Source organism: Pseudomonas sp. HP_12 (assembly GCF_055283955.1).
Genome location: NZ_JBTOQG010000005.1, coordinates 42,176 through 58,764 on the forward strand (window position 1 = coordinate 42,176; position 16,589 = coordinate 58,764).

Genomic DNA, 16,589 nt, shown 5'->3' on the forward strand with positions numbered 1-16,589 from the left:
TTAATCTCTCACTGAATGAGGCAACGACACGCCATGGGACGACTCACCACTCACGTGCTGGACGCTGCACATGGCTGCCCCGGCAGCTCCATCCGCGTTGCGCTTTATCGGGTCGATGGCGACCGGCTGGAGAAAGTCGCCGAAGCAGTGACCAACAGCGACGGTCGCTGCGACGCCCCGCTGTTGCAGGGCGATGACTACCAGTCTGGCGTCTATCAATTGCAGTTTCAGGCCGGCGAATACTTTCGCGGCAAAGGCGTGCAATCCGGCGAGCACGGGTTTCTCGATGAGGTGGTGCTGCGCTTTGGCATCGACGCCGGGCAAGACCACTACCACGTGCCACTGCTGATTTCGCCCTACAGCTACTCGACGTATCGCGGCAGCTAGGTCGCTGCCGCTTGTTGCTCCCCGCGTTCCTCTTGCCCGCCCACACTGCGGGCTTTTTTTTGCCCTTGGTGTTTGCTCCGATTTTTTGGCTGTTAAGACGTCAGCGGCTGATCAGCGCCACGGTGCCCGCAGTGCCGAACAGACCGGCGCTGATGCGGTTGAACCAGGTCTGGCCCTTGCCGGTGCGCAGATAGCGGGCCGCGCCCTGGGCGCTGAGGCCGTAGAACAATTTGCAGCTCAGGTCGAGGACGGTCCAGGTGATGATCATGGTGATCAATTGGCCGAAAAACGGCTCATCGGCCTTGAGAAACTGCGGCAGAAAGGCGGCAAAAAACAGGATGTCTTTCGGGTTGCTGCCGCCCAGCACAAAGGCGCGCCAGAACAGTGAACCGAAAGCCGGTTTGCTGGCGGCCTCGGGCACTTCGGCGGCAACGGCGGGCCGGCGCGACTGTTTCCAGCTTTGCCAGGCCAGGTAAAACAGGTACAGACCGCCGACGATTTTCAAGGCGCTGAACAACTGCTCGGACGCCAGCAGCAAGGCGCCCAGTCCCAGGGCCGAGGCGCTGAGCAGGCAGATCGATGCGCAGACGCCGCCGAGGAAGGCGGGGTAGGAGCGCAGCAGGCCGTAATTCAGGCTGTTGCCGATCATCAGCAGCGACAACGGCCCCGGAATCAGAATGACCACCAATGCCGCCCCGCTGAACAGCAGCCAGGTTTCCAGTGTCATGGGGTGTTCTCCTTGTTTATCTGAAAGCAGAAACGCCGCGGGCTGCGCGGCGCTTCAGGTCATGTACGGTGACGACTGCCATCCATCAGCAGTGCGGCGGCCGGAAAGCGTTACAAAAACACGAACTTGGCGATGAAGATTGCGCACAGCACGCACAGGCTAATGGAGATTTCCCGATGGCGGCCGGTGCCGGCTTTCAGCACCACGTAGGTGATGAACCCCAGCGCGATCCCGTCTGCGACCGAAAAGGTCAGCGGCATCATGATTGCCGTGACGATCGCCGGAATGCTGTCGGTGGCTTCGTCCCAGTCGATGTGCGCCATGCCGCCCATCATCAGCATCGCCACGTAAATCAATGCACCTGCGGTCGCGTAAGCGGGAATCATGCCAGCCAGCGGGGCGAAGAACATCGCCGCCACGAACAGCACACCCACGGTCACGGCGGTCAGACCAGTCCGACCCCCGGCGGCCACGCCCGAGGCGCTTTCCACGTAGCTGGTGACCGGCGGCACACCGACCATCGCACCGAACACACTGGATGCGCTGTCTGCCTTCAAGGCCCGCGAGAGGTTCTCGATGCGGCCGTCTTCGCGCACCAAACCGGCGCGCTGTGCCACACCCATGAGCGTGCCGGCCGTGTCGAACATGTGCACGAACAGAAACGCCAGCACCACGCTGATCATGCTGACGTTGAACACGCCAGCGAGGTCCATCGCCATCCAGGTCGGCGCCAGGCTCGGCGGCGTGGAGAAAATGCCGTTGTAGTGCACCAGCCCCAGGCCCCAGCCGGCCAGCGTTACCGTGATGATGCTGATGAGGATCGCGCCGAAGACCCGGTGATAGCTGAGCACGGCAATCATCAGAAAGCAGATGGCGGCGAGCAGCGGACCGGGCTCGCGCAACGAGCCGAGCTTGATCAGCGTCGCCGGGCTGTCGACCACGATACCGGCGGTCTTCAGGCCGATCAGGCCGAGAAACAGCCCGACCCCCGCGCCCATGGCGTAGCGCAGGCTGACCGGGATGCTGTTGAGCAGCCATTCGCGGATGCGTGAGAGGGTCAGGAACATGAAGATCACGCCCGAGACGAACACCGCGCCCAGCGCCGTCTCCCAGCTGTAGCCCATGGTGCCGACCACGGTGTAGGTGAAGAACGCGTTCAGGCCCATCCCCGGCGCCAGGCCCACCGGCCAGTTGGCGTACAGCCCCATCAGCAGGCAACCCAGCGCAGCGGCGATGCAGGTCGCGACAAACGCCGCGCCGTGATCGATGCCGGCGTCGGCCATGATGTTGGGGTTGACGAAGATGATGTAGGCCATGGTGATGAAGGTCGTGAGCCCTGCCAGCAGCTCGGTTCGGACGGTCGTGCCGTGCAGGCTCAGCTTGAACAGGCGTTCGAGCAGGCCCTTGCGCGGCAGCGTGAGATCCAGCGGCGTGGCTTCGGTTTTGCGACTTTCCACAGTGAAATCCTCGGGACGTTTTTGTTGTTATGACAAAGCCGGTTGCGGGCTCCGGGAGGCGTATGGACCTGTCAGGCTGATTTGTTGACTGAAAGGTCAGAAACGTGCACGAAGGGATTATGCTTTTGTATACAAATAATGCAAATAATGTTTTCGATCCTGTGCAGAATATTTAGCGGATTGTGTGCATAACGCCCCATCATTTCGGGGCCTGTGCAGACTTTGCCGGCTGTGTACAATGCGCCATTACTTTTACTGTGACTTTGCCGGGATATCTGCTATTGGTTGCTCCAACAGTGGTCGTACCCGCCCTGATCACGGCAAGGCCCCGCGCCGGATTCTGTTACCACGAGTGCCCATGAACGATCAGTTGCAACCCCTCAAGAAACATTCACGCACGGCCAAGTCCGGCCGCAGCGGCACCCAGGACGACATCGTCTACGCCCACATTTTTGAGGCGATCCTCGAACAGCGTCTGGCGCCCGGCACCAAGCTGAGCGAAGAAGCCCTCGGTGAAATCTTCGGCGTCAGCCGCACCATCATTCGTCGCGCACTCTCGCGACTGGCCCACGAAGGCGTGGTGTTGCTGCGCCCGAACCGCGGCGCGGTGGTGGCCAGCCCGAGCGTCGAAGAGGCACGACAGGTGTTCTTCGCCCGGCGTCTGGTGGAGAAGGCGATCACGGAGCTGGCGGTCGAGCACGCCACGGCGGAACAGCTCAGTGAGCTGCGCCAGATGGTCAGCGACGAGCGCGACAGCTTTTCGAAAGGGGATCGAGGGGCGGGGATTCGTCTGTCGGGGGAATTCCATCTGAAGCTGGCGGAAGCGGCGAAGAACGCCCCGCTGATCAGCTTTCAGCGCAGCCTGGTCTCGCAGACCTCGCTGATCATCGCGCAGTACGAAAGCGGCAACCGCTCGCACTGCTCGTACGATGAACACACCCAGCTGATCGACGCCATCGAAGCCCGGGACGCGACCCTGGCGGTGAACCTGATGATGCATCACATGGATCACATCGACAGCAAGCTCAACCTCGACGAAGACAGCGCCTCCGACGACCTCCACGCCGTGTTCTCGCACCTGATGCTGCCGAAGAAAAAAGCAGGGCGCAGCACAGCGGTCTAAACGGAGGGGTGACCGGGGTGGCGCTCCACCTTGCTCACGAATGCGTTAGGTCACGAACATTCAGGTTGACTGACAGAACGCCTTCGCGAGCAAGCTCGCTCCCACAAATTTTGTGCTGACTGCGGCAACTCTGGTCGGACCGGGGACCTGTGGGACTGAGCTTGCTCACGAATGCGGTGCGTCGGCCTCATCCAGGCTGACTGACAGAACGCCTTCGCGAGCAAGCTCACTCCCACAAATTCTGCGCTGACTCCGGTAACTCTGGCCGGACCGAGGACCTGTGGGAGTGAGCTTGCTCACGAATGGGGTGGGTCAGCCACATCCAGGCTGACTGACAGAACGCCTTCGCGAGCAAGGTGGAGCGCCACCCCGGTCGCTCCCACAAATTCTGTGCTGACTCCGGCAGCTCTGGTAGGACCGGGGACCTGTGGGAGTGAGCTTGCTCACGAATGGGGTGTGTCGGCCACATCTATGCTGACTGATAGAACGCCTTCGCGAGCAAGCTCGCTCCCACAAATTCTGCGCTGACTCCGGTAACTCTGGCCGGACCGAGGACCTGTGGGAGTGAGCTTGCTCACGAATGCGGTGCGTCGGCCACACCCAGGCTGACTGACAGAACGCCTTCGCGAGCAAGCTCGCTCCCACAAATTCTGTGCTGACGCCGGCAACTCTGGTCGGACCGGGAGACCTGTGGGAGTGAGCTTGCTCACGAAGGCGGTGGGTCAGCCACACCCAGGCTGACTGACAGAATGCTTTCGCGAGCAAGCTCGCTCCCACAAATTCTGTGCTGACGCCGATAACTCTGGTCGGACCGGGGATCTGTGGGACTGAGCTTGCTCACGAATGCTGCGGCACAGCTGACAGATTTGGGTTGGATGTACCTCAGTCTTCGCTAGCAAGGTGGAGCGCCACCCCGGTCGCTCCTACAGTTTCCAGCTGTCATCGAAAATCCGCGTCGAGCGCAGATCTCCTGCAGGAGCAATCGGAGGTTACGACGGTCGCGAAGCGGCGGGCCTGTGACATCAACGTCGGCTGACCCACTGCATTGCGGGCAAGCGCTCCTACCGTTTGCGGCATAGCCTCAACGCTTATGCACCAACACCCCCGCCGAATACGTTTCGCTGACGGTGCGGTCATCCCCCAGGGTCATCAACACAAACAGCTGCTCTTCAATGCTCGTCCCCTGACTCATGCGGTAGGACAGCAGCGGGGTGGCGTTGAAATCCAGCACCACAAAGTCCGCTTCGCTGCCCGGCTGCAGGTTGCCGATCTTGTCTTCCAGCCGCAGCGCCCGTGCGCCGCCCAGCGTCGCGAGATACAGCGATTTGAACGGGCTCAACTTGGCGCCTTGCAACTGCATGACCTTGTACGCCTCGTTCAACGTGTGCAGCAGCGAGAAACTGGTGCCAGCGCCGACATCTGTTCCGAGTCCTACGTTGACCTTGTGTTTTTCGGCCATCGGCAAGTTGAACAGCCCACTGCCGAGAAAGAAGTTGGACGTCGGGCAGAAGGCGATGGCTGACCCGGTTTCCGCCAGGCGCTCACACTCCTGGTCGCACAGGTGCACGCCGTGGGCAAACACGGAGCGCTCGCCGAGCAGGTTGAAATGGTCGTACACGTCCAGGTAATTCTTGCGCTCCGGGAACAGCGCCTTCACCCATTCGACTTCCTTCAGGTTTTCACTGATGTGGGTCTGCATGTACAGGTCGGGGTATTCAGTCAGCAGCTGGCCGGCGAGGGTCAATTGTTCGGGCGTGCTGGTCGGCGCGAAACGTGGGGTGACGGCGTAATGCAGGCGGCCCTTGCCGTGCCAGCGCTCGATCAGCGCCTTGCTGTCGACGTAGCTGGATTCGGCGGTGTCCACCAGATAATCCGGGGCGTTGCGGTCCATCATCACCTTGCCGGCGATCAGGCGCAGATTGAGCTTTTCGGCGGCACTGAACAGCGCCTCCACCGACTCCTTGTGACGACTGCCGAACACCAGCGCGGTGGTGGTGCCGTTGCGCAGCAATTCCTTGAGAAAGATGTCAGCCACCTGCGCCGAATGCTCGGGGTCTTCGAACTGCTTCTCGCAGGGAAACACGTAGGTATTCAGCCAGTCGAGCAACTGCTCGCCGTAGGACCCGACCATGCCGGTCTGTGGCAAATGAATGTGGGTGTCGATGAAACCGGCGGTAATCAGCGCGTCCTGATAGCTGACGATTTCGACGTCGTCAGTGAGCGTGCCGAGCAGGTCTTCGGCAGTGCCGAGGGCGAGGATCTTGCCGTTTTCCACCAGCATCAGGCCGTCTTCGAAATACTCATACGACGCCTCCACTGCCACGTCGGCAGGGTCGGCGATGCTGTGAATGATGGCGGCGCGGTAGGCTTTTTTGGCAGTGCTGATATCTGTGGTCATGTCAGTTGATCGTTCTTCCGGGATTCATTGGGCCTGGCTGCGGCGGGACACCGGCAGCAGCTTGGCGACAGGTTCGGCGGTGGTGCTCTGCTCGCCGAAATGAGCGTTGTAGGTGGCGATCACTTCGCCGGCGATGGACACGGCGATTTCCATGGGCAGTTTGCCTTTGACCTCGGTCAGGCCCATGGGGCAACGCATGCGCTGCACCACAGCGGCGTCGAAGCCACGATCACGCAGGCGATGCTCGAATTTCACGCGCTTGGTTTTCGAGCCGATCAGGCCGAAATACCTGAAGTCGCCGCGCTTGAGAATGGCGGCGGCGAGTTCCAGGTCCAGCTGATGATTGTGGGTCATGACGATGCAATAGCTGCCAGCGGGGAGGTTGTCGACTTCTTCGATGACGTCCTCGCTGAGGATCTGCGTCACGCCTTCCGGCAACTGCGCGGGAAATTCGGCCTCGCGGGAATCGATCCAGCGCACGCGGCAGGGCAGGCTGGCGAGCAGCGGCACCAGCGCCCGACCGACGTGGCCGGCGCCGAACACGGCAATGTGCGCCTGGGGCTGGCCCATGGGTTCGAACAGCAAAACGTTCACGCCGCCGCAGCACTGACCCAGGCTGGCGCCGAGGCTGAACCGCTCCAGACGGGTTTGCTGGCTGCCGCTGGCGAGCATCTCCCGGGCGATTTCCATGGCCTTGTATTCCAGATGCCCGCCGCCGATGGTGTCGAAGATTCGCCCGGCGCCGACGACCATTTTCGAGCCGGCATTGCGCGGCGTCGAGCCACGCTCCTCGATGATGGTCACCAGAACGCAGGCCTCGCCCTGCTGCTGCAAGTCGGCGAGGGCGCTGATCCAGTTATTCATGTGATTTCTCCTGACCAAAACGTCGATCGTTCCCACGCTCTGCGTGGCCACGGACCCTCTGACGCTCCGCGTCGCTTAATCGACGCGGAGCGTCTCGGGCTGCATTCCCACGCGGAGCGTGGGGACGATCTACACCGGCGAACCCACCAGCTCATGGGCAACACCTTCTGATGCCTGCGTCGCGACCCGCAACGCCCGCATCTGCTCACACCCCCACAACACCCGTTCCGGGGTCGCCGGCGCGTCGATCTTCGGCTGGTGCTGGTAATCGCCCAGACTCGCCACCGCGTCCTTGATTGCGCACCACGCGGCAATGCCCAGCATGAACGGCGGTTCACCCACGGCTTTGGAATGGAACACCGTGTCTTCGGGGTTCTTGCGGTTCTCCACCAGCTTCACCCGCAGGTCCGCCGGCATGTCGGCCACGGCCGGGATCTTGTAGCCGGCCGGGCCGTTGGTCATCAGCTTGCCTTTGTCGTTCCAGACCAGTTCCTCGGTGGTCAGCCAGCCCATCCCTTGAATGTAGCCGCCCTCGACCTGACCGATGTCGATGGCTGGATTCAGGGAGGCGCCGACGTCATGGAGGATGTCCGTACGCAGCATTTTGTACTCGCCGGTCAGGGTGTCGACCAGCACCTCGGTACAGGCCGCGCCGAAGGCAAAGTAATAGAACGGCCGACCCCGCGCCTGGCTGCGGTCGTAGAAAATCTTCGGCGTCTTGTAATAGCCGGTGCTCGACAGCGACACCTGGCCCATCCATGCCTGCTGCGCCAAGGTGTCGAAGCTGATGACCTGCTCGCCGACGCGGACGTGGCCGTTGCGGAACTCGACCCGCGATTCATCGCACTGGTAATGCTTGGCTGCGAATTCCACCAGCCGCTGCTTGAGGATTTCTGCAGCGTTCTGCGCAGCCTTACCGTTCAGGTCCGCCCCGCTGGAGGCTGCGGTCGGCGACGTGTTCGGCACCTTGTCGGTGTTGGTCGCGGTGATCTGCACGCGGTCGATGTCGACCTGAAACACCTCGGCCACCACCTGCGCCACTTTGACGTTCAGGCCCTGGCCCATCTCGGTGCCGCCGTGATTGAGATGGATGCTGCCGTCGGTGTAGATGTGAATCAGCGCGCCGGCCTGATTGAGGAAGCTGGCGGTGAAGGAAATGCCGAATTTCACCGGGGTCAGCGCCAGGCCTTTCTTCAGAATCGGGCTGTTGGCGTTGTAGGCCTTGATCGCTTTGCGCCGCTCGGCGTAGTCACTGCTTTCCTCCAGATCGGCGGTCATTTCTTCGAGCATGTTGTGCTCGACCGTCTGGTAGTAGTGGGTGACGTTGCGCTCGGTCTTGCCGTAATAGTTGGCCTTGCGCACCGCCAGCGGGTCCTTGCCCAAGTGCCGGGCGATGGCGTCCATCACCTCTTCGATGGCGACCATCCCCTGGGGGCCGCCGAAACCCCGGTAGGCCGTGTTCGACGCGGTGTTGGTCTTGCAGCGATGGCCGTTGATCGTGGCGTCGCCCAGGTAATACGAATTGTCGGCGTGAAACATCGCCCGGTCGACGATGGACGCCGACAGGTCCGGCGAATAACCACAGTTGCCCGCCAGCTCCAGCTGAATGCCGTGCAGGCGCCCGTCGTTGTCAAAGCCCACGTCGTACTCGACGTAAAACGGGTGCCGCTTGCCGGTCATGATCATGTCTTCCATGCGCGGCAGGCGCATCTTGGTCGGCTGGCCGGTCAGGCGCGCAACCACCGCGCACAGGCACGCGGGGCTCGCGGCCTGGGTTTCCTTGCCGCCAAAGCCGCCGCCCATGCGACGCATGTCGACGACGATCTTGTTCATTGACACGTCCAGCACTTCGGCGACGAGCTTCTGCACTTCGGTCGGGTTCTGCGTCGAGCAGTAAACGATCATGCCGCCGTCTTCGGTGGGCATCACCGACGAAATCTGCGTTTCCAGGTAGAAGTGTTCCTGACCGCCGATGTGCAGCGTGCCCTGAATCCGGTGGGGAGCGGAGGCCAGCGGCGCCGCCGAATCACCGCGCTGGTGGGTGTGGCTGTCGAGCACGAAGTGCTTGTTGCGGTAGGCCTGAACCACATCGAGCACGGGTTCCAGGTCTTCGTATTCGATGATCGCGGCCATCGCCGCCTTGCGTGCGGTTTCCAGATCCCGGGCGGCTACGGCAATCACCGGCTGACCGACGAACTCGACCTTGTCGATGGCCAGCAACGGATCGCCGGGCAGCAGCGGGCCGATGTCCTTGAGGCCCGGAATGTCTTCGTGGGTGATGGCGATGCGCACGCCTTCGAAGGCGTAGCAGGGCGACACGTCGACGCGGACGATGCGCGCGTGGGCACGGTCGGACAGCCGCGCATACACGTGCAGTTGGTTGGGGAATTCGAGGCGGTCGTCGATGTAGATGGCTTCGCCGGAGACGTGCTTGTCGGCGCTGTCGTGTTTCACGCTGCGGCCCACGCCGGTGGTCAGGTCCTGCTGAAACAGGGCGACCATTTCTTCCTGGGACCTGGCTGAATGATGATTAGACATAAGCTGTCACCCGCGTCTGGATGTGAGGCGTTTGCACTTCAATGAAGTATTTGCGCAGCAGGTTCTGCGCGCTGAGCAGGCGGTATTCCTTGCTCGCGCGGAAGTCCGTCAGCGGCGTGAAATCCTCGGCCAGTGCGGCGCAGGCGCGCTCGATGGTGGCCGATGTCCACGGCTGGCCGATCAACGCCTGCTCGCAATGGGCCGCGCGTTTGGGGATCGCCGCCATGCCGCCGAACGCCGCGCGGGCGTCAACGATGGCGCCGTTTTCGATGTGCACGCGGAACGCGGCGCAGACCGCCGAGATGTCGTCGTCCAGCCGTTTGGACACCTTGTAAGCGCGAAACGTCTGCCGGGGATTGGCGCGGGGCACGATGATGCGCTCGATGAACTCGCTTTCCTGACGCACCGTCACGCGGTAATCGATGAAGTAATCCTCCAGCGCCAGGGTGCGAGTCTGATCGCCCTTGCGCAGCACGATCTTCGCGCCCAGCGCTATGAGGAGGGGCGGTGAATCACCAATCGGGGAAGCGTTGCCGATGTTGCCGCCGAGGGTGCCCTGATTGCGGATCTGCAGCGATGCAAAACGGTGCAGCAATTCGCCGAAATCCGGGTACTCGCGGCTCAAGGCTTCGTAGCAATCGGTGAGGGCCGTTGCCGCGCCGATCTCGATGCGGTCTTCGAAGTGCTCGATCTTCTTCATCGCCGCGACGTTGCCGACGTAGATCATCACCGGCAGCGGGCGATGGAATTGCGTCACTTCAAGGGCCAGATCGGTGCCGCCGGCCAGCAGCCGGGCTTGGGGATAGGCGTCGAAGAGATCCGCCAGATCGGCGACGGTCAGCGGCACCAGGCAGCGCTTGTCGCCGCTGTTCAGCTCGCCGGTTTGCGTCGGCGCGATGGCCTTCAGGCGGGCGATGGTCTGAGCCTTAAGGGCATCGAACTGGTCCGCTGGCGGTTGACTGCAGCTTTGCTCGGCCGCCGCGAGAATCGGTCGATAACCGGTACAGCGGCACAGGTTGCCGGCCAGGGCTTCGTGGGCCTGGGCGTGTTTTGTTTCAGAGGAGGCGGACTCGGCGCTGTTCTTTTGCAGCGCGAACAGCGACATCACAAAACCCGGCGTGCAGAAACCGCACTGGGAACCGTGGCAGTCCACCATCGCCTGCTGAACGCTGTGCAAGCGGCCCTGATGCTTGAGGTCTTCGACGCTGATCAGTTGCTTGCCGTGCAGCGAGGCCACGAAGGTCAGGCACGAATTGAGGCTGCGATAGCTCAGCTGCTCCCGGCCCGCCGCGTCGGTGGTCAGCTCGCCCACGACCACGGTACACGCGCCGCAATCGCCGCTGGCGCAGCCTTCTTTGGTGCCGGACTTATGCAGGTGCTCGCGCAGGTAGTTGAGCACCGTCACATTGGGGTCCAGAGCCTGTTCGGTTTTCAGCTCTTGGTTCAGGAGAAACTGGATCACGGGTCGCGCCTCGTTCTTGTCGTTAATAAGCACTGGTCACAGCTGCCGGCGGATGGGTCATCGAACATGTCGATGAATCTATCAGCTCTGACTATTGGGTCAATTAATTTCTGACTCAAAGGTCAAGAAATTCATTATTTCGAGAAATGGCCGATAACCCACCTGACGATAACGTTTAACGACTGAGTGCTTTTGATCAGGACATGTCCGTGTTTCTGCTTAATTCGTGCCAGTTTCCACAGTATGGCCCTGCGCCACAGACCTGCAGTGCGATACACTCCGCCGCTTGTTTGCGACCAAAGAAGTTGAAGGTAAGAAATGACGTTCAAGGCACCTGACAGCCTCGCCGAGCAGATCGCTCATCACCTTGCCGAGCGCATCATCCGCGGCGAGCTCAAGCCAGGGGAGCGGATTCAGGAGCAGAAGGTCACGGCCGCGCTGAACGTGAGCCGTGGCTCGGTGCGCGAGGCGCTGCTGATTCTCGAGCGCCGCCATCTGATCGTGATCCTGCCCCGTCGCGGCGCGCAGGTCTCGGTCCTGACCCCGCACAACATCACCAGCCTTTGCGCCCTGATGAGCGAGATGTACATCCTCCTCGGTCTGGCCGTGGCGCGAAGCTGGAAAGAGCCGGTTGACCTCGCGGCGTTCCAGCAGATCCAGCAGCGGCTCATCGCCAGTTGCGAGCGCCAGGACGTGAAGGGCTTCGTTGAAGAGAGCTTCAATGTCATGCGCGCGGCCTATCCGTTCGCCAACAACCCGTACCTGGAAGAGACCGTCGAGAACCTGCAGCCGTCCATGAGCCGCTTCTATTTCCTCGCCCTGGATCAACGCCAGGCGGAAATGAGCGAGTACCTGACCCTCTTCGGCCAGTTGCTCGAAGCGGTGGTGGCGCGGGATCTGGCGCGGATCCGCGACGTGCTGACCTGCTACGCCGAGCGCAGCTGCCAATCGGTGTTGTCTGCCCTGGCGGCCAGCTGATTCATGCGCCTCAAATGCATCAGGCTGGCCGGGTTCAAATCGTTCGTCGACCCGACGACGGTGAACTTCCCCAGCAACATGGCGGCCGTGGTCGGCCCCAATGGATGCGGCAAATCCAACATCATCGACGCGGTGCGCTGGGTCATGGGCGAAAGCTCGGCCAAGAACCTGCGCGGCGAGTCGATGACCGACGTCATCTTCAACGGCTCCACCAGCCGCAAACCGGTGAGCCAGGCGAGCATCGAGCTGGTCTTCGATAACTCCGACGGCACCCTGGTGGGCGAATACGCCAGCTACGCGGAAATTTCCATTCGCCGCAAAGTCACCCGCGACAGCCAGAACAGCTATTACCTCAACGGCACCAAATGCCGTCGCCGCGACATCACCGACATCTTCCTCGGCACCGGCCTGGGCCCGCGCAGCTACTCGATCATCGAGCAGGGCATGATCTCCAAGCTGATCGAAGCCAAGCCCGAGGACCTGCGCAATTTCATCGAAGAAGCCGCCGGCATCTCCAAGTACAAGGAGCGCCGCCGCGACACCGAAAACCGCATCCGCCGCACCCACGAGAACCTGGCGCGCCTCACCGATTTGCGCGAAGAACTGGGTCGGCAGCTGGAGCGTCTGCAGCGTCAGGCCCAGGCCGCCGAGAAGTATCAGGAATATAAAGCCGAAGAGCGTCAGCTCAAGGCGCAGCTGTCGGCGTTGCGCTGGCAGGCGCTGAACGAGCAGGTCGCGCAGCGCGAATCGGTGATCGGCAATCAGGAGGTCGGCTTCGAGTCGTTGGTCGCCGACCAGCGCAGCGCCGACGCCGCCATCGAGCGCCTGCGCGACGGTCATCACGACCTGTCCGACCGATTCAACCTGGTGCAGGGGCGTTTCTACTCCGTGGGCGGCGACATCGCCCGGGTCGAGCAGAGTATTCAGCACGGTCAGCAACGCTTGCGGCAGTTGCAGGACGACCTGCGCGAAGCCGAGCGTGCGCGCCTGGAAACCGAATCCCATCTGGGTCACGACCGCACGCTGCTGGCGACCCTCGGCGAAGAGCTGGAAATGCTCGAGCCGGAGCAGGAGATCACCCTCGCGGCCGCCGAAGAATCAGCTGCCGCGCTGGAGGATGCCGAAACCGCCATGCACGGCTGGCAGGAACAGTGGGACGCCTTCAACCTCACGTCCGCCGAACCCCGGCGGCAGGCGGAAGTGCAGCAATCGCGCATTCAGCAGCTGGAAACCAGCCTGGAACGCCTTGCCGAGCGTCAACGACGTCTGGGTGAAGAGCGCCAATTGCTCGCGGCCGACCCGGAAGACGCGGCGATTCTCGAACTCAGCGAAGGCCTCGCCGCGCGGGAAATGGCCTTTGAAGAGCTGACCGCCGAAGAAGAACACCTGATCGAGCGCCTGGAGCAACTGCGCGTCGATCTGCAACAGGCCACCCAATCGCAACAACAGGCCCAAGGCGATCTGCAGCGGTTGAACGGCCGGCTTGCGTCGCTGGAAGCCCTGCAACAGGCGGCACTCGATCCCGGCACCGGCACCGCCGAGTGGCTGCGCGACCATCAACTGAGCGAGCGTCCGCGTCTGGCTGAAGGGCTGCAGGTCGAGGCCGGCTGGGAAATGGCCGTGGAAACTGTGCTTGGCGCCGACTTGAATGCGGTGCTGGTGGATGATTTCGCCGGTCTCGATCTGGCCGGATTCAGTCAGGGCGACCTGCGCCTGGTAAACGCTGGCGCGGACGTCACGCGCATCCCCGGCAGCCTGCTGGACAAGGTCGACACGCAGATCGATCTGACCCACTGGCTGGGTCAGGTCAAACCCGTTGAAACCCTCGACGACGCACTGTCGCTGCGCGGCCAACTGGGCGCCGGTGAGAGCCTGATCAGCCGCGACGGCTACTGGGTCGGTCGGGATTTTCTCCGTGTGCGCCGCGCCAGCGAGGCCGAAAGCGGGGTGCTGGCGCGGGGTCAGGAATTGCAGCGCCTGGAAGCCGAGCGTGAAGAACGCGAAGCGACGTTGGCCGCGCTGGACGAGCAACTGTCGACCCAGCGCGAACAGCAGCGCCTTCAGGAAGACAACCGCGAACAATTGCGCCGCCGCTTGCAGGACGAAGCCCGTCAGCAGAGCGAACTCAAGGCGCAGTTGTCCGCCGCCAAAGCCAAGGTCGAGCAGTTGACCCTGCGCCGCACGCGGCTCGACGAAGAATTGACCGAGCTCGCCGAACAGCGGGCCATGGAGCAGGAAACCCTCGGCGAATCCCGCCTGCAATTGCAGGACGCCCTCGACAGCATGGCGCTGGACACTGAACAGCGCGAGTTGCTGCTGGCCCAGCGCGACAGCCTGCGCGAGCGCCTGGACCGGGTGCGTCAGGAAGCACGCCAGCACAAGGATCACGCCAACCAGTTGGCCGTGCGCCTGGGTTCGCTGCGCGCGCAGCATGATTCCACGCGCCAAGCCCTGGAGCGGCTGGAGATGCAGTCCGAGCGCCTGACCGAGAAGCGCGAGCAGCTGAGCCTGAACCTGGAGGAGGGCGCCGCGCCACTGGAAGAACTGCGCATGAAGCTCGAAGAGCTGCTGGAAAAGCGCATGGTGGTCGACGAAGAGATGCGTACCGCCAAGAACGCCTTGGAAGACGCTGACCGCGAACTGCGCGAGGCCGAGAAGCGTCGCAACCAGGCCGAGCAGCAATCGGCGCTGTTGCGTGGGCAACTGGAGCAGCAGCGCCTGGAATGGCAGACCCTGACCGTAAGACGCAAAGCGCTTCAGGAGCAATTGCACGAAGACGGCTACGACCTCGATGGCGTGCTGGCGACCCTGACCGCCGAAGCCAACGAGAAAGACGCCGAAGACGAGCTGGAGCGCATCGCCGCGCGGATTCAGCGTCTGGGCGCCATCAACCTAGCGGCGATCGACGAGTATCAGCAGCAGTCCGAACGCAAACGCTATCTGGACGCCCAGGACGCCGATCTGGTCGAAGCGCTGGACACGCTGGAGAGCGTGATCCGCAAAATCGACAAGGAAACCCGTAACCGCTTCAAAGAGACCTTTGATCAGATAAACAGCGGAATTCAGGCACTTTTTCCAAAAGTTTTCGGTGGCGGCAGCGCTTATTTGGAACTGACGGGCGAAGATTTACTCGATACTGGGGTGACGATCATGGCGCGTCCTCCCGGCAAGAAAAACAGCACGATCCATTTGCTGTCCGGGGGTGAGAAAGCCCTGACCGCGCTGGCGCTGGTTTTTGCCATCTTCAAACTCAACCCGGCGCCGTTTTGCATGCTCGACGAAGTCGATGCGCCGCTGGACGACGCCAACGTGGGGCGCTACGCCCGGTTGGTCAAAGAGATGTCCCAGACCGTGCAGTTCATCTACATCACCCACAACAAGATCGCCATGGAAATGGCTGACCAGTTGATGGGCGTCACCATGCACGAACCGGGTTGTTCGAGGCTGGTGGCAGTGGACGTAGAGGAGGCGATGGCGCTGGTGGAGTCATAGCGGTATGCGCAGTTGATCGCGTGGCGATCATGCAGATTTGCAGGGAAAAGTGGCGCACGGACGTCCAGTACAGGAACCACCGCCGCAGCGTGACAGATGCTTGTGACCTGCCAGATGTAACAGACGGTGTAAAGTTGCCTTTGGTCGTGCTAGCTTAATGTCCACTTTTCCATTTCGCGTGGGTAAAAGGCCATTCAGAACATAGAGTTGGCTCCACGTTTTAAAGGGGTTTGACGCCCTTAATTTTCAGAATTTTATTAGAGGCACGGGACTACATGGAAATCGGTCTGCGAGAGTGGCTGATCGTCATCGGCATTATTGTCATTGCCGGTATTCTGTTTGACGGCTGGCGCCGTATGCGCGGCGGCAAGGGCAAATTGAAATTCAGACTGGACCGCAGCTTATCCAACCTGCCGGACGACGACGAACCGACGTCCGCCGAAGTGTTGGGCCCTGCGCGCGTTCTGGACACCCATAAAGAACCGAAACTCGACGAGCACGACCTGCCGACGATGAGTGCAGCGCCCCGCGAGCGCGCCGAACGTGAACCGCGACGCGGCAAGCGCAAGGACGAGCCGCACCAGGGCGACCTGAACCTGAGCGCCGGCCCTGACCTGTTCAGTGCCCGCGACGACGATTTCCCGGACGACAAGCCGAACCAGCGCATCACCGAAGACAAGGACCTGCCGCCGGTTGAAGAAGTGCTGGTGATCAGTGTGATCTCCCGGGACGAAAGCGGCTTCAAAGGTCCGGCGCTGTTGCAGAACATTCTGGAAAGCGGTCTGCGCTTTGGCGAAATGGACATTTTCCACCGTCACGAAAGCATGGCCGGCAACGGCGAAGTACTGTTCTCGATGGCCAATGCGGTCAAGCCGGGCGTGTTCGATCTGGACGATATCGACCACTTCAGCACCCGCGCCGTGAGCTTCTTCCTGGGTCTGCCAGGGCCGCGTCATCCGAAGCAGGCGTTTGATGTGATGGTCGCCGCGGCTCGCAAACTGGCCCATGAACTGAACGGTGAACTGAAAGACGATCAGCGCAGCGTCATGACCGCGCAGACCATCGAGCATTACCGTCAGCGCATCGTCGAGTTCGAACGCCGCGCCCTGACCCAGCGTCGTTGATTGGCGCTCCCACAGATTCAAGCATCACCAAATGAGCAG

At 62.0% G+C, this 16,589-nt stretch carries 11 protein-coding genes; 5 read left to right on the forward strand and 6 right to left on the reverse strand.

Features of this window, described 5'->3' with window-relative positions:
- Positions 1-33: 33 nt before the first annotated feature.
- Positions 34-387, forward strand: a complete 354-nt coding sequence (gene uraH / locus ACYASU_RS05590) for a hydroxyisourate hydrolase (protein ID WP_282372146.1) — start codon at positions 34-36, stop codon at positions 385-387.
- A 100-nt stretch (positions 388-487) separates the two neighbouring features.
- Here the strand turns inward: uraH and ACYASU_RS05595 are convergent, their stop codons facing one another.
- Positions 488-1,114 (reverse strand): LysE family translocator, encoded by a 627-nt coding sequence (locus ACYASU_RS05595; RefSeq protein ID WP_122537313.1) that lies wholly within the window; start codon positions 1,112-1,114, stop codon positions 488-490.
- A 110-nt stretch (positions 1,115-1,224) separates the two neighbouring features.
- On the reverse strand, positions 1,225-2,571 hold the full coding sequence (locus ACYASU_RS05600) for an NCS2 family permease (RefSeq protein WP_463582193.1): 1,347 nt from the start codon (positions 2,569-2,571) through the stop codon (positions 1,225-1,227).
- Positions 2,572-2,929: 358 nt separating this feature from the next.
- Between ACYASU_RS05600 and ACYASU_RS05605 the strand changes: the two genes are divergently transcribed.
- Positions 2,930-3,694, forward strand: coding sequence for a GntR family transcriptional regulator (locus ACYASU_RS05605; protein ID WP_192174191.1), 765 nt, complete (start codon positions 2,930-2,932; stop codon positions 3,692-3,694).
- 1,081 nt (positions 3,695-4,775) lie between these two features.
- Here the strand turns inward: ACYASU_RS05605 and guaD are convergent.
- The 4 genes from guaD to xdhA all read right to left on the reverse strand — a co-directional run bounded on the left by guaD (position 4,776) and on the right by xdhA (position 10,956).
- Positions 4,776-6,092, reverse strand: coding sequence for a guanine deaminase (gene guaD / locus ACYASU_RS05610; protein WP_463582194.1), 1,317 nt, complete (start codon positions 6,090-6,092; stop codon positions 4,776-4,778).
- Between the two features lie 24 nt (positions 6,093-6,116).
- Positions 6,117-6,956: a xanthine dehydrogenase accessory protein XdhC gene (gene xdhC / locus ACYASU_RS05615; protein ID WP_463582195.1), complete on the reverse strand. Its 840-nt coding sequence runs from the start codon at positions 6,954-6,956 to the stop codon at positions 6,117-6,119.
- Between the two features lie 129 nt (positions 6,957-7,085).
- Complete coding sequence (xdhB, locus tag ACYASU_RS05620) at positions 7,086-9,494, reverse strand: xanthine dehydrogenase molybdopterin binding subunit (protein ID WP_463582196.1); 2,409 nt, start codon at positions 9,492-9,494, stop codon at positions 7,086-7,088.
- On the reverse strand, positions 9,487-10,956 hold the full coding sequence (gene xdhA, locus ACYASU_RS05625) for a xanthine dehydrogenase small subunit (protein WP_463582197.1): 1,470 nt from the start codon (positions 10,954-10,956) through the stop codon (positions 9,487-9,489). The genes xdhB and xdhA overlap by 8 nt, the downstream gene beginning before the upstream one ends.
- A gap of 318 nt (positions 10,957-11,274) precedes the next feature.
- On the opposite strand from xdhA, the gene ACYASU_RS05630 reads away from it, so the two are divergent.
- The 3 genes from ACYASU_RS05630 (at position 11,275) to zipA (ending at position 16,550) form a co-directional block, all read left to right on the forward strand.
- Positions 11,275-11,934, forward strand: a complete 660-nt coding sequence (locus tag ACYASU_RS05630; protein WP_192174194.1) for a GntR family transcriptional regulator — start codon at positions 11,275-11,277, stop codon at positions 11,932-11,934.
- A 3-nt stretch (positions 11,935-11,937) separates the two neighbouring features.
- Positions 11,938-15,426, forward strand: a complete 3,489-nt coding sequence (smc, locus tag ACYASU_RS05635) for a chromosome segregation protein SMC (RefSeq protein WP_463582198.1) — start codon at positions 11,938-11,940, stop codon at positions 15,424-15,426.
- Between the two features lie 275 nt (positions 15,427-15,701).
- Complete coding sequence (gene zipA, locus ACYASU_RS05640) at positions 15,702-16,550, forward strand: cell division protein ZipA (protein ID WP_282372154.1); 849 nt, start codon at positions 15,702-15,704, stop codon at positions 16,548-16,550.
- Positions 16,551-16,589: the final 39 nt, after the last annotated feature.

Coding starts and splice junctions, on each gene's coding strand:
- xdhB (WP_463582196.1), bottom strand. CDS start 9,494: ATGTCTAATCATCATTCAGCCAGGTCCCAGGAAGAAATGGTCGCCCTG.
- uraH (WP_282372146.1), top strand. CDS start 34: ATGGGACGACTCACCACTCACGTGCTGGACGCTGCACATGGCTGCCCC.
- zipA (WP_282372154.1), top strand. CDS start 15,702: ATGGAAATCGGTCTGCGAGAGTGGCTGATCGTCATCGGCATTATTGTC.
- ACYASU_RS05605 (WP_192174191.1), top strand. CDS start 2,930: ATGAACGATCAGTTGCAACCCCTCAAGAAACATTCACGCACGGCCAAG.
- ACYASU_RS05630 (WP_192174194.1), top strand. CDS start 11,275: ATGACGTTCAAGGCACCTGACAGCCTCGCCGAGCAGATCGCTCATCAC.
- smc (WP_463582198.1), top strand. CDS start 11,938: ATGCGCCTCAAATGCATCAGGCTGGCCGGGTTCAAATCGTTCGTCGAC.
- xdhC (WP_463582195.1), bottom strand. CDS start 6,956: ATGAATAACTGGATCAGCGCCCTCGCCGACTTGCAGCAGCAGGGCGAG.
- ACYASU_RS05595 (WP_122537313.1), bottom strand. CDS start 1,114: ATGACACTGGAAACCTGGCTGCTGTTCAGCGGGGCGGCATTGGTGGTC.
- guaD (WP_463582194.1), bottom strand. CDS start 6,092: ATGACCACAGATATCAGCACTGCCAAAAAAGCCTACCGCGCCGCCATC.